General features: G+C 36.8%; 17 protein-coding genes. 7 read left to right on the top strand and 10 right to left on the bottom strand.

Annotation, left to right across the window (positions count from 1 at the left end):
- Window positions 1–488: 488 nt before the first annotated feature.
- The 4 genes from VIO64_RS21660 (at window position 489) to VIO64_RS21645 (ending at window position 3,230) form a co-directional block, all read left to right on the top strand.
- A complete protein-coding gene (locus VIO64_RS21660) occupies window positions 489–1,121 on the top strand; it encodes a hypothetical protein (protein ID WP_331921833.1) in 633 nt (210 codons plus the stop codon).
- Window positions 1,067–1,519 (top strand): C1 family peptidase, encoded by a 453-nt coding sequence (locus VIO64_RS21655; RefSeq protein WP_331921832.1) that lies wholly within the window; start codon window positions 1,067–1,069, stop codon window positions 1,517–1,519. The genes VIO64_RS21660 and VIO64_RS21655 overlap by 55 nt, the downstream gene beginning before the upstream one ends.
- Before the next feature lie 11 nt (window positions 1,520–1,530).
- Window positions 1,531–1,722, top strand: a complete 192-nt coding sequence (locus VIO64_RS21650) for a hypothetical protein (RefSeq protein ID WP_331921831.1) — start codon at window positions 1,531–1,533, stop codon at window positions 1,720–1,722.
- Between the two features lie 65 nt (window positions 1,723–1,787).
- Entirely contained in the window at window positions 1,788–3,230 is a 1,443-nt protein-coding gene (locus VIO64_RS21645; RefSeq protein ID WP_331921830.1) for a cellulose binding domain-containing protein, read from the top strand.
- A gap of 193 nt (window positions 3,231–3,423) precedes the next feature.
- On the opposite strand, the gene VIO64_RS21640 is transcribed toward VIO64_RS21645, so the two are convergent.
- The 8 genes from VIO64_RS21640 to VIO64_RS21605 all read right to left on the bottom strand — a co-directional run bounded on the left by VIO64_RS21640 (window position 3,424) and on the right by VIO64_RS21605 (window position 12,959).
- Window positions 3,424–4,071: a CBS and ACT domain-containing protein gene (locus tag VIO64_RS21640; protein ID WP_331921829.1), complete on the bottom strand. Its 648-nt coding sequence runs from the start codon at window positions 4,069–4,071 to the stop codon at window positions 3,424–3,426.
- 4 nt (window positions 4,072–4,075) lie between these two features.
- Window positions 4,076–4,780: an ABC transporter ATP-binding protein gene (locus VIO64_RS21635; RefSeq protein WP_331921828.1), complete on the bottom strand. Its 705-nt coding sequence runs from the start codon at window positions 4,778–4,780 to the stop codon at window positions 4,076–4,078.
- Window positions 4,780–5,559: an ABC transporter ATP-binding protein gene (locus VIO64_RS21630; protein WP_331921827.1), complete on the bottom strand. Its 780-nt coding sequence runs from the start codon at window positions 5,557–5,559 to the stop codon at window positions 4,780–4,782. Before VIO64_RS21630 ends, VIO64_RS21635 begins: the two co-directional genes overlap by 1 nt.
- Window positions 5,560–5,568: 9 nt before the next feature.
- On the bottom strand, window positions 5,569–6,519 hold the full coding sequence (locus VIO64_RS21625) for a branched-chain amino acid ABC transporter permease (RefSeq protein WP_331921826.1): 951 nt from the start codon (window positions 6,517–6,519) through the stop codon (window positions 5,569–5,571).
- 11 nt (window positions 6,520–6,530) lie between these two features.
- Entirely contained in the window at window positions 6,531–7,412 is an 882-nt protein-coding gene (locus VIO64_RS21620) for a branched-chain amino acid ABC transporter permease (RefSeq protein ID WP_331921825.1), read from the bottom strand.
- A 168-nt stretch (window positions 7,413–7,580) separates the two neighbouring features.
- The gene (locus VIO64_RS21615) at window positions 7,581–8,744 is read right to left on the bottom strand and encodes an ABC transporter substrate-binding protein (RefSeq protein WP_331921824.1); all 1,164 of its coding nucleotides are present in this window, start codon (window positions 8,742–8,744) and stop codon (window positions 7,581–7,583) included.
- A 366-nt stretch (window positions 8,745–9,110) separates the two neighbouring features.
- On the bottom strand, window positions 9,111–11,120 hold the full coding sequence (locus tag VIO64_RS21610; RefSeq protein ID WP_331921823.1) for a glycosyl hydrolase family 28-related protein: 2,010 nt from the start codon (window positions 11,118–11,120) through the stop codon (window positions 9,111–9,113).
- Between the two features lie 141 nt (window positions 11,121–11,261).
- The gene (locus VIO64_RS21605; RefSeq protein ID WP_331921822.1) at window positions 11,262–12,959 is read right to left on the bottom strand and encodes an MASE3 domain-containing protein; all 1,698 of its coding nucleotides are present in this window, start codon (window positions 12,957–12,959) and stop codon (window positions 11,262–11,264) included.
- A 347-nt stretch (window positions 12,960–13,306) separates the two neighbouring features.
- On the opposite strand from VIO64_RS21605, the gene VIO64_RS21600 reads away from it, so the two are divergent.
- Window positions 13,307–13,945 carry a hypothetical protein gene (locus tag VIO64_RS21600; RefSeq protein WP_331921821.1) on the top strand — a complete coding sequence of 213 codons (639 nt, stop codon included), beginning with the start codon at window positions 13,307–13,309 and terminating at the stop codon, window positions 13,943–13,945.
- Between the two features lie 97 nt (window positions 13,946–14,042).
- Here VIO64_RS21600 and VIO64_RS21595 read toward each other — a convergent pair whose 3' ends face one another.
- Entirely contained in the window at window positions 14,043–16,583 is a 2,541-nt protein-coding gene (locus VIO64_RS21595) for a S8 family serine peptidase (protein WP_331921820.1), read from the bottom strand.
- Window positions 16,584–16,801: 218 nt separating this feature from the next.
- Between VIO64_RS21595 and VIO64_RS21590 the strand changes: the two genes are divergently transcribed.
- Complete coding sequence (locus VIO64_RS21590) at window positions 16,802–16,960, top strand: ACP phosphodiesterase (protein WP_331921819.1); 159 nt, start codon at window positions 16,802–16,804, stop codon at window positions 16,958–16,960.
- Window positions 16,935–17,063 carry an ACP phosphodiesterase gene (locus VIO64_RS23185; protein WP_414705339.1) on the top strand — a complete coding sequence of 43 codons (129 nt, stop codon included), beginning with the start codon at window positions 16,935–16,937 and terminating at the stop codon, window positions 17,061–17,063. Before VIO64_RS21590 ends, VIO64_RS23185 begins: the two co-directional genes overlap by 26 nt.
- Window positions 17,064–17,237: 174 nt before the next feature.
- On the opposite strand, the gene VIO64_RS21585 is transcribed toward VIO64_RS23185, so the two are convergent.
- The gene (locus VIO64_RS21585) at window positions 17,238–18,440 is read right to left on the bottom strand and encodes a dockerin type I domain-containing protein (RefSeq protein ID WP_331921818.1); all 1,203 of its coding nucleotides are present in this window, start codon (window positions 18,438–18,440) and stop codon (window positions 17,238–17,240) included.
- Window positions 18,441–18,476 lie beyond the last annotated feature (36 nt).

Genomic DNA, 18,476 nt, shown 5'->3' with positions numbered 1-18,476 from the left:
CATTAGAAAGATCAAAATAACAATATTAATTGAATTTTTCTATATACAAACATATAAATATTGTTTAATTGGTTATTCAATTAACTTATTCGAAAACGATTTTATTTTTGGATTCGGAATTTGATAGATTTTTAAATTTTTTTAGAATTATGTATTATTTCTTGTCATTTATAATTCTTATTATCATAGTTTATATATTATATTTTAAAGCTTAAAGGCAGCTAATGTCAACACAATGCCCTTATATTTCCATTTCACGCTTTGGATAAAGTCAATATAAAATTTTATTAAGTCAAAAAGCTACAAATATTTTTGCACATTTCTGTATATATTTAACAAAACCAGCATTGTGCGTTATCCTTTCTAAACCAATTATGGTAATATAATTTAAAGTTAATTAATAAATAACACTTAAATTGAAATAAATCTATAAAACAAGTTGTTTTTTAGATTTATCAATACAAATAACTTATAAGGGGTGAAGGAAAATGATTAGTGGCAAAATTAAAAGGATTATTAGCAAGTTAACCGTTTTTGCTGTGATTTCCACTGTAGTCTTTTCTTCAAGTGCTGTACCGGGCTCAACAAATGAAGTACAACAAAACAAGGGTAAAGAAATTTATGCTACTGGTTCTAAAGAACCTTCAAAAGAAGACCTTGAGTGGATGAAAGAAAAGATGCTGGAAACAAAAAATGTCTTGCCAAATGAAATTGGACTTCAAAGGGCTAATGAAGTCAGAAAAAATAAAGGTTTAAGGGCTTTAGAAAAAAGCAAAGCAGTATCCAAAGGTCAGGAAGTGGTCCCTATGGGTACAAACCCTGGCATGGCTTCACCTAGCCTTGATATATCAACCGCTTCAGGGGCCAGTGCACTTGATGGTACATCTTTGCCATCATATGTAGATAACAGCACGCTTCCGTATTTTCCACCAATTAGAAGTCAGGGAGGCATAGGTTCCTGTGCATCATTTTCCAGTACATATTATCAGACAACACATATGACTGCCATGGCGAGAGAATGGAATGTAAAAGATAACAACGATAATTCAACATTCCAAAGAATTATTTGGAGTGGAGTACTGATGAGGATGTATGGAGAAACGCAATTAATTATAAGATAGATAAGGCGGGATACGTAAAGGTAGCGGATGGGACTCTTACCCCTGTTAAATCATCAAATTCACCTGCACTAAATGATATTAAACAATTATTAAATGACGGTTATGTTTTGACTTATAATACTTTTATATTTTCATGGAGATATAAAGCAATCAAGGATGATCCAAATACTGACAGAGACACCGGATCTATAAACAAAAATGCATACTTCATGCTGGACGGTTCTTCCGGGCCGCATGCTATGACGGTTGTAGGTTATAACGATGATATCTGGGTGGACATAAATGACAATAATGTTGTAGAACCGGTAGAAAAAGGAGCTTTCCGAATTGCTAATTCATGGGGTGACAGCTGGGAAGATAATGGTTTTTCATGGATAGCGTATGATGCCTTAAAGTAACTATAAAACCTTTGGCTGTTAATATTTCCAATAGAGAATATGGGTTTGATGGTACAAGCGTACCATGTGATGCTACTTTTGTATTTGACTATTCGGATCTATTTAAAGGAAAAAACATATACGGCATTACGAAGAATTGGACCATCAAAGCAAGCGATTCAAGCCTTGATGACAGCAGTGCCTTATTAAAAATTTCAAGGTAATACACCCTTCATCAAATAATACAGCAATATGTCCTCAAAACAATCAGAGGATTGATGGAGGATCTATGACTTTTACCGCTCCATTAAGTCTTCCATCACAGGTTTTGGGAGAAAGTCAGTGGGTTTTTAAAAAGTCAATGCCCTTTGGCATAGGTGTTGATAAGTCATACCAATTCGGTGATAAGATTTATGCCATGGGGTATTCCCCGGATATGGGTTCGACTGGGTTTATATGTTATGACCCTCTTTTAGAGCAAACAAGCTGGATTCGTTCTGTTAACTCTTACGGTTGGGGTTCATCAGCAGGTTATAACAATAAAATCTATGTATTCAGTGGTTTATATGTTGATGAGTACGACATCAATACAGGAGATAGATTACCAAAAAATACACTTCCATATGAAAAAGACAATGGAGCCATTGTTGAACTCAATGGTAAAATCTATATCATTAACGGTTCTTCGATAATAAATGGAGTTTTGACAATACAAAAAAGTGTTTTAGTATATGATCCGGTTATGAACAACTGGGGCAGTGCAGCAGATACCAATTTTGCCAGGTTTGCACCTAATGCCACCGCGCTAAATGGCAAGATATACCTGTTTGGCGGATGGGATAACCAAAGTAATAGCTATAGCAGTATTGAGGAATATAATCCTATAACAAATAAATGGACACTTATCAGCAATTACTTGCCATGCTCTATAAACTCAAAATTTGTGTCCATGGGTAATAAAATATATGCACTTTGTATGGATGCACTAAATCCGGTATATGAATATGATCCTGCGATAAATCAATGGAAAAAATATGACAGCATTCCTGAAAAATATGGACAATTTGCTGCTGAAAGTATGAATGGGAAGATATATGTTATGGGAGGCAGGTATGAATTCTATTCCTCTTCTGAAAACGACCCATATAGTAAAAATATATTGGAATTTGACCCCTCCAAAGAATCAGAACCTACGTCATCACCCACACCTACACCAACATCAACACCTACACCGACTCAAACACCAACTTCCACTGTTACGCAGCCCACAAACACCACCGGGAATATTAAAGTGCAGGCGTACAATAGTATCAGCAGTTCATCTTCAAACCAGATTTCCCCATATATCAAAGTTATAAATACAGGCAGCACTTCAATAAATTTAAAGGATATAAAAGCCAGATATTATTTTACATACGATGGTGTATCACCTTTGAATTATGCCGTTGACTGGTCGGATAAGGTGCTGCCAAGTAAAGTGACAAGTTCGTTTGTCAGTATCTCATCTTCCGGGGCTGACCGCTATTTGGATATAGGCTTTACCGTTGATTCTGGAACACTTGCCCCGGGTAGCAGTATTGTGATTCAAGGCAGGATATATGACGAGGATTGGAACCAGAGCTTTAATCAGTCTAATGACTATTCCTTCAATAGCACTGCAACAAACTATGTGGATACCGCAAAAGTAACCGGCTGGATCGGAAACAGCTTAATGTGGGGACAAGAACCATAATATAAGATTAATATAAAATCATTAGCTTTCTTCATAATGATAAAACTACCCAAGTGTAATAAACGGGTAGTTTTATCATTATTTTAACGTATGATTAAAAAATTACTTCCGTTTTTGAGCGAGTGTTGACAGGCTAAGTCAACACATGAGCCAAATTTATAGCGGAAGTTATTTTTTGATCCTGCCTAAGGTATTAATCGGGATTGTTTTTTAAAACGGAGATAACCTTATATCCGTGATTTTCAAGAGTTTTAATCATCTCGTCGGTGTTTTGAGTGTTTACCCTTATTACTACATCACTGGAGCCCGCCTCACCCCTATAAACTGCAATATGGGTTATATTAACTCCATATTCCTTTATAACCTGGGCGATATCAGCGAGGATACCTGGAGAATCCTGGGCTTCAACAGCAATTCTGCTACCTATGTCACTAAAGCCCATTAACTCCATAAATGCATTAAATATATCGTTTTCAGTTATTATGCCGCAAAGCTTTTTTCCCTCTAAAACAGGAAGGGCACTTATGTTGTTATCCCTCATTAGAAGAGCAGCTTCTTCTAAAAGTGCGTCGGAAGTAATTGTAACTACATCTTTTGTCATAACCTGAGATACTTTGGTTTTTCCCAAAAGATAATTAATCTCGAAAACACTCAGTGTAGTAGCCTTGGATGGCGAAACCTCCAGCATTTCACGCTCAGTAACAATGCCAACCAATTCTCCGCTCTTTACAACCGGCAGCTTTTTTACACCGTTATGCCGCATTAGTTCCAGGGCTTCAGCTATGGTGGCATCAGGGGATATGGTATATGGGTTGGAAGTCATCCTGTTCTTTACATACATAAAATCAACCTCCCAAATATGCTTTCTTTATTTCTTCACTTTGAGCTAATTCTTTCCCAGTTCCTTTGAGAACTATGGCTCCGGTCTCAATAACATACGCCCTGTGAGCTATGGAAAGAGCCATGTGAGCATTCTGCTCTACAAGAAGAATGGTGGTTCCCTGCTTGTTTATATCGTCAATAATGGAAAATATCTCTTTTACCAAAAGAGGTGCCAATCCCATAGATGGCTCATCCATTAGAAGAAGTTTGGGCTTCGACATTAAAGCCCTCCCAATAGCCAACATTTGCTGTTCTCCTCCGCTTAAGGTACCTGCATTTTGCTTGAGCCTCTTCTCAAGTATTGGGAACCTGGAATACACTTTTAACATATCTTCCTTTATATTCTTTTTGTCTTTTCTTAGATAAGCTCCCAGCTCCAAGTTTTCCAGAACAGTCATATCGGAGAAAACATGCCTTCCTTCAGGAACATGACAAAGACCCTTTTTAACTATTTCTTGAGCACTTATATCTTTGATATTCTCACCATTAAATAATATTGTTCCGTTTTTTGGCTTTATCAGCCCTGATATGGCCCTAAGCGTTGTAGTCTTCCCGGCACCGTTTGCACCGATAAGCGTTACAATTTCTCCTTCATTTACCTGTATCGATACACCTTTTAGTGCATGGATTACCCCATAAAAAACATCTAAATCCTTAATCTCAAGCATCAGGAAACCTCCTCACCCAGGTAAGCCTCTATTACTCTCTTGTTGCTTTTTATTTCATGAGGCTTGCCATCTGCTATTATCATGCCGTAATCTAAAACATAAATCCTCTCGCATATTTTCATAACCAGAGACATATCATGCTCAATAAGGAGAATTGTTAGATTAAACTCCTTCCTTATCCATTCGATCAAGTCTGTAAGCTCGTGAGTCTCATTGGGGTTCATGCCTGCAGCCGGCTCATCCAGCAATAGAACAGTCGGTTTGGTAGCAAGTGCTCTTGCTATTTCAAGCCTTCTTTGTTCACCATATGGAAGGTTTTTTGACAGTTCATCCTTTTTGGATTTAAGTCCAAATATTTCGAGGAGTTTCTCTGCTTGCTCTATTATTTCCTTTTCCTCCCTGTAAAATGCCGGCAGCCTGAAAAAAGACGAAATGATGCCGTATTTCACATTTTTATGAATAGCAATACGTATATTATCAAGAACACTCAACTCCTTGAAAAGCCTTATATTCTGAAAGGTTCTGGCAACTCCCATATTTGTAATAGCATTGGGTTTTAACCCGCTAATTTTTTTTATCTTTTCACCATTATCAAGTTCAACACTTCCCGAACTTGGCACATATACCCCTGTTAAGAGGTTGAAAAAGGTAGTCTTTCCCGCACCATTAGGCCCGATTAGACCTACCAGTTCCCCCTTTTGTAGCTCCATATTCACATTTGACACTGCGGTCAAGCCTCCAAATGATTTTGTAAGATTTTTTACCGTCAGTATTGCCATCTTATCACCTCACGTCCCTACCTTCTCAGGCTTTTTCCACGGAAAGCCGTTGAACTTTATTTTTTTATTCTTAAACTTTTCTCTTACAATCATAACCATTACAAGTATCAGTGAGTATAAAATCATTCTTATCTCCGGAAAATCCTGCAGATAGAGGGACACAACAGCTAAAAGTATAGCTGACACTATAGAACCTCCAATACTTCCCATTCCTCCGACAACTACTATGACAAGAATATCAATAGATCTGAGGAAGCCGAACATATCAGGCTTTATATAATAAAAGTAGCTGGAGTACAACGCACCGGCTATACCTGCACAGAATGCTCCTATTACGAAAGCAAGCACTTTGTATTTTGTGGTATTTATACCCATAGCCTCAGAAGCTATTTCGTCCTCTCTGATAGACTTACATGCTCTTCCATGGGAGGAATTGATAAAGTTTTTTACTAGTATTACCGTACCTGCAGTGAATATAAATAGCCATGTCCAGTTGGTATATTGAGGTATACCGCTAAGGCCTGCCGCTCCGCCTGTAAAACCCATATTCAGTACTATAATTTTAATAATTTCTCCCATGCCCAATGTGGCTATTGCCAGATAATCCCCCTTGAGTCTTAACGTGGGTATTCCTATGACAAGCCCTACGACAGCAGCAAGAATAGCTCCTACAGCAATACCGATAAAGAAGGAATACTCATCAGTCATATTCATTGTAATGAGAGCACTTGTGTAAGCACCAATAGACATAAATCCTGCATGTCCTAGTGAAAACTGACCTGTAAAACCTGAAATCAGATTGAGGCTAACTGCAAGGATTATATTAATGCAGATCAATGATAGTGTAATTTGGTAATAATCACTTAAAATATTAAACATTATTAAAAACTGCACTATACCATAAAGGCTTACAACACCTGCCATAGTCTTTAAATTTTTCCTATTAATTAATTTATTCACCTCTGCCTCACCTACACTTTCTCACGGATATTCCTTCCGAATAGACCGGATGGTTTAATTAAAAGAACTAAAATCAGTATTGCAAAAGCGACTGCATCCTTATACATAGAATTCCCGTATCCACTTATAAGTGTCTCTATAACTCCTATTGAAAACCCGCCTACCAGTGCCCCAGGGATTATTCCTATCCCGCCAAATACCGCAGCAACAAAGGCTTTAAGTCCTGGCATTATACCCATAAACGGGTCGATAGAGTTATAAAAAGCACCCACCAGAACACCTGCCGCACCAGCAAGTGAAGATCCAAGTATAAATGTAAATGAAATGGTCCTATCCACATTGATTCCCATAAGCTGTGCAGCATCCTTATCCATTGAAACTGCCCTCATGGCTTTTCCCATAAGCGTTTTTTTGACAATCAACTGCAAAAGAACCATTAAAATTATAGTTATAAATAGCAGTATACTTTGCTTGTCAGTGATTTTTACACCCATTATAAGTTCTCTGCTTGTTTCGGGTAGAACTGCCGGGAATGCCCTTACATCCGCTTTTGCAAAGAACATCACCAAATATTCCAAAAGCAAGGATATTCCAATTGCAGTAATCAGTGCTGCAATTCTTGAAGAATTCCTAAGTGGCTTATATGCTACTTTTTCAATGATTACTCCCAATAATGCACAAAAAATCATGGCAATAACAAGAGCAGGTACGAACCCCAGTCCTATACTGGTTATACACACAAATCCCACGTATGCACCAATCATGTAGATATCTCCATGAGCAAAGTTTATAAGCTTTATAATGCCATAGACCATCGTATAGCCCAATGCAATCAGTGCGTATATACTTCCAAGCGATAAGCCGTTAACTATTTGCTGTAAAAATTCCGTCACATTTCTCACCCTCCCCCTTATGAATTTTATCTTGCAGTGCTACAGCATATTCCTCTTTTTCCAGACATAACATAATTTAAGTGAGAGGTTTATCCTCTCACTTAAACTTCTTAACGGAGCAAACTGCAAAATTTGTTTGTTAAAAACCTCATAGGCACAACTTGAAAATTATGGCTCAACCTTTACAGATGAAGCCTGCACTCCGTCTTTAAGCTCAATAACCACTGCTGTCTTCACAGGATTATGGTTCTTATCAATACTGAACCTTCCTGTAACTCCCTTAAACTCCGTTGTGTTGTCAAGAGCTTCCTTTATTTTGATAGGTTCGGATGAGTTGGCTCTTTTTATAGCATCTACAGCAAAATATCCAAGATCATACCCAAGAGCATTAAAAGCATTAGGATCCTTGTTATTCTTTGTTCTAAACCCATTCATAAACTTAACTATTACAGGGTCTTTATCAAGTGAGGAATAGTGGTTTGAAAAATAAACCTTGTTCAAAGCAGTTTTTCCAGCCAATTCGCCTAAAACAGGAGAATCAAGACCATCCCCTCCAAGCACCGGTTTATCTATTCCCAAAGCTCTCGCCTGCTTGATAATAAGCCCAGCCTCGTTGTAATAACCTGCAATAAGCAAAATATCAAAGGCTTTGTCCTTTATCTTTGTAAGTATGGCACTAAAGTCCTTCTCATCTTTTACAAACGCTTCCTGAGCCGCTATAGCACCACCGTTCTTAGTAAAAGTCTCAGTAAATGTTTTTGCCAGTCCTTTTCCATAGTCACTTGAATTATCCATGAGCACTACTGCATTTTTAGCATTAAGGTTTTTTGTTGCAAAGTTTGCCATTACAGTTCCCTGGAATGAGTCGTTAAAGCATATTCTGTATGCATATTCCTTTAAACCCTTCGCATCGACGGTAACATCATCAGCAGTTGCAGATGCGGATATCAGAGGAACTTTGTTCTTATCTGCAACAGGGATTGATGCTTTTGTTGCTCCTGTTGTAGCAGGCCCCAAAATTACCGATACATTTTCTTTTGTAGCAAGCCTTGTTGCTACACTGGTGGATTCAGCAGGATCTGTTTTATTATCCAGCTTTACGTAGGTTATTTGTTTACCCAATACCCCTCCGGCAGCATTTATCTCATCTAAAGCCATAAGTATACCGTTAAGAGTATCCTGACCATAGGATGCAGCCGCACCTGAAAGTTCATAATTTAAGCCGATTTTAATCTCATTTTGTGGTTTCGATGTCTGAGTACAGCCTGTAAAAAGTACTAATGTAGCCGTTATAACAGCTAAAATACTTACCAAAAATCTTTGTTTTAACATTTATTCTACCTCCTATAATTCTGCCGGATAACCAGATCCTACTTTCCCCTTTAGTCATGATCAAAAAATAACTTCCCATAAATACAGTTTAATGGTTTTGCTAAATAGTATATTTCATTATACTCGAAAAAAACTATAAAATAACTATTTAAATATTGCACAAACTGCCATTTTAATCAAACAGAGAGAAGCTTTTCAATAGTAGAATTTTAATAAATTAGGGGTTTATTTAATATAGTAATTACCCAAATATAAATCCGGTAAACAGAATTGCGAGGAGGGAACTTTTTTGACAAAGGTAGGGGTTTATAATTACCCTATCTGTTAGCAAGTGGTACAGCATTACCACCTGCTAACAAAAAAGGATTATAGAGCTGCGGGGTAGCTGCTGCCCGTATTATTGAAGTTTCTTGCAATAATCAGAATATCCGACATGTTGATAGAATTATCCAAGTTGAAATCACATTCCCTGCTGTAATGAATATCTCCATATGATGCATTGAAGTGCTTAGCAATTTCGATTACATCTATCATATTTATAACATTATCCTGCAAACCTTTTACAGGCACATCACCTGCCCATAATTTTAACGGGTTTTCACTTTTTCCTAGCTCAGTACTGCTTTTCCCCGATATATTGGTTATTGTCCTTGCCAGATAACCTGGCTTACTAATTTTGATTGTATATCCCGATAAAGAAACCGGTAAATTTTTAATATTAAAATACCCATTGGAATCAGTGTTTACAGTTACTTGCATGCCTACAACCTCAACATTGAAGTCTGAGTTTAAATTTTTATTGTCGGATTGTACATCCGCCTTTATATAGCCCGAAATACTTATTGCAGTCTGTGTTGGAGCTGGTGTAATTGTGGGTATTGTGTTTCCCAAGTATCTTTCTCTTGCAGGATTTGTGCCACCCACCCTGTCAGCTCCAGTTGAAGGCCACTCCAATGAACGGAAGAATGCAGGCTTAGCCTTGATATAATATGATACCGGTATATTGTTTTCAGATATCTTGGAATCCCAAGAAACTGAACCATTTATATAGTTTCCATGCACTTTTAGGGTCGATGAATCAATCTTGTGAGGATACCTGGATTCTGTATCAATAAAAATACTGCTCTTAACAAACTCATTCCCAATAATATTCTGATGGTTTGAAGAATCTTCAATGGAAATGCCTTCAGATTCTATCCTGTTTCTTAAAAAAGTATTGTCAGGCCCTGCAGGTCCCCAATAATCGGCAATACTTATCTCCTGAACTATATTGCCTTCGAATAGGTTGGCAAATGGCTGGTGCCCATGAATGGATATATCGCATGGCGTCCAGTTTCCTCCTTCATTCTGGTGTGGCTCTATGGAGTAATTATAACCGAAAACATTGCCGTTTGCTCCGAGATGAACCATCATAGAGTGCCGCAAATGCTTGAAAATATTATTTTCAACCAAACAATCAGTTACATGGTACCCCAGTTCAACCCCATAACCGTGTCCCCCGCCTGCCCAGTCTGTTGCATCTTCAAAAAAGCTGTCCCTTACTTCAATTCGATATCCTGAAGTGACAGAAACATGTGCCTTTCTTGCAAGCATGCTGTGTATATTCCTTATCCAGCAATTTGCAGCATTCTTAAAGAAGAAGATATTTGCATCACCGGTATCAAGTCTTTTTATTGAAAAATCTTCAAAGCCAACATTCTCAACAAACCCCTGTGTCCTAATAACTGGATTGAGATCTCCTTTGAAATTGTACCTCAATGGTTCATCAATCGTTATAGAATTTCCCTTTACGGACAAAACCTTCGCAATCTGTCCCACAGCCCCATCGGCCCAACTCTGATTCCACTCGGTTAGAGTATACATCATTTCAGGATCGTTTGTCTGTTGTATTTCAACATACACACCGGGAGTAATTGATGACGCATTGTCAACAATAAGTTCTGTTGAACCCTTAGAATACCCGCCCTCAAGATTTTGCCATGTTCCACGCTTATATGTAATTATTTCAAACGCATTTGAGCTGTGATTCACTAAAAGCTCTGTTTTGCCTGTTCCCTCTCCCTTTAATACAACGGGCTTATTAATTGTGAGCATTGACTTAATTAAATATTTTCCGGAAGGTATCACCACTGCACCGCCCGCTTTTATGGAATCAATGGCTGATTTAAATGCAGAATAATCATCTGTTGTTCCATCCCCTTTTGCACCGAAATCCTTTACACTTACCTCTGTCGGCTTATCGGGTATTCCTCCTGAAACTCCAGGATTCCAGTGAATCTGATTCCCGTAGACATCAACACTGTACACATTGTTAATAGGCATATAAGCCAAAATCAGAATAACGCACATGACAAATTTTAGAATTCCATTTGACATAATCCACAACTCCTTATCTACACATACACCTTTTAAGTGTGCCGAAATGCCCCTTGTATTATATACAACAATTATATCATACACCAAGGAATCCTTTTACAAATTTAGTCACAGCATCTTTATGTAACAAAGCGGCTAGTATTAATTGACTTCCATAACAAAGAAAGTAACATCATCCTTTTGCCCGCCATTGCTGCAAATTCCCTTTATATTCTTTTCAACCTCTTTGCAAATATCCCTGCTACCACAATCTGCCAGCATTTTTTGCAAATGATCTTTTGTAAAAGAATCTCCTGTACTTTTATTATTGAGCTCTATAAGCCCATCAGTATAAAAAAACACTTTATCTCCATTTTCCAATTTAATCGTTTTATCTAAATATTCCGCCGGGCATATATCTATAAGATTACATATTGGAAGACCATTTATATCCATTTCCAGAATCTCGCCGTTATTTTTTACTATCAGCGGCTGAACATTCATACCTGCAGATGAATATTGAAGCTCCATTGTTTTTATGTTATAAATTGCATAAAGCAATAAAATATATACCTCATCCTTAAAATTCACTTTGTTATATAACTCATAAAGATTTTCTAAAACCTTGGAAGGATGAATAACATCAAACCTGTTTCCGTCCAGCTCCTTTGTGGTTTTTATGCTTTGGTTCAAAAAGATGGTAAGCATTGCTGCCGAAACCCCATGCCCTGAAACATCACCTATGTACATTCCTATCCTATGATCATCCAGCCTGAATATATTGTAAAAGTCCCCGCTCACTCTTTCTGCGGGATAATATACAGCTTTAAAGTTTACCTTCTCATTGTTCGGTAAACTTTGAGGCAGTATAGCTTTCTGAATATCTCTGGCACATTCAAGATCTTCAAGAAGCTTTTGGTTCATATGATATAATTCCTTGGTCCTCTCATCCACAAGTTTATTTAAATTCCCTGCATATGCTTTTATTTTGTTTTTGGCTTTATACAATGCCAGATAGGGTTTTTCAATATTATTGATAAAAGCTATCCTAAAAACTATAAAGTAAGAAATAAACTTATAAACATGTCCTATATAGTTATGTATATCATACACAGAATTATATCTTATAAATGCCAGTTCACTAAAGATACTGGTAGTGATTGCAATAGCAAACATAAGATTTGAATTGTCTTTCCTTCGTAAGTATTGATGCAAAAACATTATTCCCGCAAAGCATAAACAAATTATTGTTATATACTCCAAGACCTTTTTTATTTTTGTTACTCCTATCCCCTCAATATACATAGCTGGCAGAGCATGTGGGAGGTATGTTACAACAACCACTATTGATAAGGAAAAAGCAATGGAGATGACCAAAAAAACTTTTCGATTAATGCGGGATTTTTTATTTATTTTGATAAAGCTCCCCACAGTAATGCCAATTGCTCCAATAAGTCTTGCAATAATCCAATATGTAGTCGCCCTGTTTGCATTACTGTTTTCAATTAAGAAATATGGCATTCCTTTGAAGCTAAGGGTATGAAATATATCAATAATTCCCATTATTAAAAAGACATTTGCAATAAATATTCCTCTCAAGCGTCGATTTTGCCTATATGCATAATAGGATAGGATAAATACACAAAAGGATACCAATATGCTTATAAATTCAAATATGGTGTGCCAGGATAGATATGACGAAACACCAATAGTCTTATTAAAAAGAGGAGCTAGAAGAAACATCTTTTCAAAAAGTATTGCAGAAAAAATAATAACAGCAAAAAGCCAAATAAGCTGATTATAATTAAATATATATTTAATTATTTTCTTTAAACTCAAAAAGTTCAATGTTTTGGACAATTTTTAAACTCCTATTTAAATTGGCAAACATATACCTATTATATAATTTAGACTATCGAATGTATACCATACTAAAGTTATAAAATTACAATGTTTTTGTTCTATCTTTATTTTTTCTTTATTTTAAATTGTTGCCTGAAAGATGTCAACAATTTAAAATAAAATAATAATATTAGCAAACCAGAAGCAAAAGAGAATACCCTTCTTTCCAAATGGAACTTTTGACTAAACTATTCGTCTTATAATTACAGTTGCCAATAATCAATTATGGCTGGCTTATAGTGACTATATGGCGGTTATTTACAAACCTTATACAGTTAACATCACATGGATTTGGAGGTAATATCATGAAAAAATCTTTATTAATACCCACTTTAGTATTTATAGGAATATCGCTTACCGCTTGCAGCTACTGGCCTAAGGATTCATCTGTTTCAATCCCTAAGAGTTCTAAAGTAAATGTTGAATCAAAGCCAAGTCCTGCTCAGAAAAAAGCAAAAAGCAAAGAAATTGAGGTCTTTGTTGAGGGTAACACAGAAATGCATCAGGCAGTTTTAACCAAGAGTCAACAATCCGGATATGAATTTTATATACTGGACAAATATAGACTTGCCGCTGAAGAGCCTGGAAAAGATATAATATACTCAAAACAGGATGATAGCTTCTTTGTAAAAATTGAAAAACTTGATAAGAATACAGATCTTCAGAAGTACAAAACTGAGCAGTTGAAATCTTTCAAACAATTAGGCCAGGTAACAGAGATTGAGCCCTCAACCCTTTTTCATAAAAACTTCCAAAATTCAAGCTTTAGCTTTATAACCGAATCAATAGACTCATCCGGTTTAAAAACAAGCATCCTTCAAGTTGCCAAGACAGTCAGCAACGAGAAGTTTGCTTTCACATTTTACATGCCACTTAAAGAAATTGCCGAAGGCATAACACCTGGTTTTTGGGCTATGCTGGCAACCCTCGACATAGCGGAGTAAAGAATCAAAATAAAGCCATAGGGCTATTGACGTATAACCCCATGGTTTTGTTTTATTTAAAAAACTATTCTATTATTTTCTAATGCTCCAGTATGTTTTAATATTTCGGTTCAATCCCCCAAACTAGTGATCCTGATATATATGCAGGTACTTTATCATAAGGCGTGTAAGATTGCAAAGGATTGAATGAAAAATCATTTGATTGATTGTAGCCGGACCAGTCTGATTTGGAAATTCTGAATCTGACCTCCACTGTCTCACCTGGCATTAATGTACCTGCATTACTGGTAAAAGAAATTTGAACGTAATTATCTGCATTGTATATTGGTTGAGACAATTTTATAAACTTACCACTCACATTTGCACTTCCTGCATTTGACCAATCACACCAGAAACTTTGCTCCTTCTCTCCATCCGCAGTATAGTAATATCTTAAATTAATATCTGCTAAATTCACAGCTGTACCCCCGCTATTAACCAACTTAATATTGGAATTAATACTGTTTGCTAAATGTTGTGGATTTGAAGGATAATAGTGGACACTCAAAGAACCTGATGTGGGTACTGGTGACGGCGTAGGTGTTGTCACAGTTGGAGTTACATCCTGAGTAGTATTATTGCCTGCAGGTTCAGTCCCCCATACCAATGTGTTATTCATATAAGCACTTACCTTACCCCAGGGTGTAAAATAATTGGCAGTAGGGTTGAATGAAAAATCATTTAATTGATTATAATTTGACCAATCAGCTTTCGCAAATCTTGTTTTTATTATAATTGAACTACCTGGACCCATAAATCCTGCACCTTCTGTAAACCCAACCTCAAGGTAATAATTTGAGTCTCTTGAATCCTGATACATTTTGGTAAACGTACCTCTTATATTTGAATTCCCTACTGTTGACCAATCACTCCAGAAGTTTTGTTCCCTCTCGCCGTCTATTGTATAGTAATACCTTAGTTTGACATCCGCAAGCTTGACAGTGGTGCTGCCTGAATTTGTCAGCAGATAATCGGTATAAATGCTGTTACTTGGATTCTGTTTGTTTGGGTTATACGCCATAACGGACAGATCTCCCATAACAGGCTCAGGTGTTGGGGTTGGAGTTGGTGGTGAAACTATGCTGCTTAAAGCTTTGTATATGTTCAATCTTCCTCCTGACACCAAACGGTTTTCTAATGAATCTATAGAGTCAACATTACTCATAATGGCATCCTTAATTTCCATGTTTGTCAACGATTTGTCATATGACTTTAAAAGTGCTGCTGCTCCTGAAATATAGGGTGCAGCCATTGAAGTTCCATCCATATATGCATAATGGTTACCAGGAATTGTGCTGTAAATACTTTCACCAGGTGCCGCAATATCAATTGCTGATTTGCCATAATTAGAAAACCACGCTAAATTATCGTTATGGTCGGTTGCTGCAACAGATATTATGCTTGGAAACGTGTAGGCAGCGGGATAATGGGGGTATTTATCAACATCCCTGTTTGAATTCCCTGCCGAAACAATACTCAATACTCCATTATCTCCTGCATTTCTAAACGCTTCCTCAAGAACGGGAACGCTACCTCCCCCTCCCCATGAGTTTGAAGTAATCGGTATATTCATTTTAACTGCATAATTAATGGCTTGAGCAGCATCCGATAGTGCACCGAACCCATCGCTGTCCAAAAACTTCAGGGCAGCAATCCTTACATTCCAGTTGACACCCGCAATACCAATTCTATTATTGGCTACTGCACCAATTATTCCTGCACAGTGGGTTCCATGCATATTATCATCCATTGGATCACTATCATTGTTTACAAAGTCCCATCCATAGACATCATCAACAAAACCGTTCTCATCATCGTCAACTCCGTTGCCGGGAACTTCACCAGGATTCATCCACATATTTTCATGAAGGTCAGAGTGGTTATAGTCAACCCCTGTGTCGATAACCGCTACTGTTACATCTCTGCTTCCTTTTGTTATGTCCCATGCCCCCGGTGCGTTAATATCTGAATTTTGAGTACCGCCTGTTTGCCCTGTATTATATAGCCCCCAAAGTTTGTCAAAACCCGGATCGTTTGGCATTTCAGAAGTAAATGCTATATAATCAGGCCCTACATACTTCACAATATCCTGATTTTTTAACAGCCTCGATATTCTGTTATATTCATTAAAATTTGTGTAATCCTTAAAGCTCACAAGGTAAGTGTTTGAAGGAAAATCAAGTTTTTTTCTTATTCTGCCTTTAAATTGGGTGGCAAGAGGCAATAACTCTTCCTCCCTTACCCCAGGCTTTAGCGTTACAATAACATGATCAGCAACCATTGCCTTACTATCAACAATCTGCTCCCCCTCCAATTTATTCAGCATGTTTACTCTAACAGTATCTTCAATACGGATAAAATGGTATTTGCTTTTCACACTTATAAGTGTGTTTTTTCTGTATGTGTCACCATTGTCTGATCCTGCTTGGGATATTTCAGAAATTACTTCTTTGTTTGGAAAACGCTCAATTACCGATTCTATTTTTGATTGCCTTATATCCGCTGAAAAATAATTTCTTTCTGAACTTGCATTTGAAACCGGAGTATACAGTATTATGAATAGAGTTGTTATTATAATATAAATAGATACTGACTTCATATCGTTTAGCCTCCTTTTTGTTGTCCGTTGTTATAAATTGATCACGTACATTTCTATAAACAGTTTGTAAATTTATTACTATATACCCTTTTATGTTATTAATAAACATTTTTGTAAAGTGGCAATTGGGAATACACTTTTTGTTATGTATATTGACATTGATTTTTCGCTTATTATAATATCTTATAGTAGCTTAGACATATTTTGAGAGGATCAGAATGAACTATTTAGCCCACATATATCTTTCAGATAATAATGACAAACATATGCTCGGCAACCTGCTTGGTAATTTCGTAAATATAACTGATGACATTAAATTTGAGAAAGACATCAGAGAAGGCATTTTAATGCATAGAAAACTGGCTCCTATCATATAGAGAAACTGCCGGCATTGAAAAATCACTAGAAAGGATTTCAAAAAGGCTATCGGTTCCCAATAATTCGTTAGTTGCTTCTATAAGTGAGTTGCAATGCCATTAAACTTTAATAAAAAAATCAGCCCTTCTGGTTAAACATTTGGAGCTGATTTTTTATTAAAAGCCTTCATTTGAGATCTACCAATGTAGTGTCATACATGAACTCATCAATATAACCTGCTACCCGCTTTCCTAGAATTAATTACAAATTATATGGATATTAAAGGTGTTATTTTGCTTAAAAGCCCATGTCTTTTCTCATTGCATTGACTATTTTACAATGATTGATAAGGTCATTTTCCGATTTAACCTCACTGGTATAATTAAGTCCATACGGCCAAAAATGCTGGCTATCTCCATGTAATACATCTTGTTGATTGCCGCTAATAGCTCTTAATTGATTTGTGGCATTTGTGCCTGTGAAATTACCATTAACAATTAACGCCCTATACTGAGATGTAGTCCCTACACCTGTAGTATGTGCAATCTCATGCATGGCTGTTATATGATTCATATACTCTTTTTTGCCAAATCGTATAGTACCGTTGAAGTTGGCATCGGCAGTTGCAACTGTAGGTTCGTAATAAACTTTTAAATTTAGCGTGATGTTTGTATACTGATTGTAGTATGATACAGCCTTGTCCATAGCTGCTGTTATAGCTTGATAGGCAGAAAGCTGATCGGCAGTTGGTGAACTGACCTTTATAAGGATGTAAGTAACCTTCCCTGCCACTGCAGATGGTGTAGGAGTTAGCACCTTTGTCGGCGTTGGAGTTACAGTTGGAGTTACAGTTGGAGTTGCTGTAGGCCTTTTAGTCGGTGTAGAAGTTACTGTAGGTGTCGGGCTTTGAGCTACAATTGTTGAGGTAATATTTCCCGGATAATCATTAGCTGTTTTACCGAAGTGATTAATGATTATCATAATATCACTCATATTTATTGCTCCATCATTATTTATATCGAGGACCTCTTTATATTTTTCACCCGTAGACACTGCATTAAATCCCTTTGCAAATTCAATTATATCTGCCATGTTTATTGCAATGTCCCCATTGAAGTCTCCAGCCCAAATATCGATTGGCAAGCCTTTTGCCGATAAAAATATATTACTAGAAATGGGCATAATAGATATGGGTCTTGTCAAATACCCTGCCTTGGACAGTCTTATAGTAATACTCGAATTACTGCTAGGCACATTTGTAAGCTCAAAATACCCTTTTGAATCACTTTGATTTGATATCTGTGTTCCTTCAACTGTAATATTGAATCCTGAAAGTTGTGAATTTGGACTGCTTGAACTTATAAACTCAGGCTTTACAAACCCGGATACGGTATACTCGGTACCACTGTCTGCGTAAGTGTTAATGCAGGTACCTGCTGTTACCATGGTCATAAATACCGAGAACATTGTAATGGCTTTTTTAAATGCTTTCTTTGACATCTCTCTACCCCCTTATTGTCCAAAATCGTTTACGAT

Origin of the sequence: Pseudobacteroides sp., assembly GCF_036567765.1 — a bacterium.
Lineage (GTDB): Bacteria > Bacillota > Clostridia > Acetivibrionales > DSM-2933 > Pseudobacteroides.
Note: the sequence above shows the minus strand (reverse complement) of the source record. Positions and strands in the feature narration are given on the sequence as shown.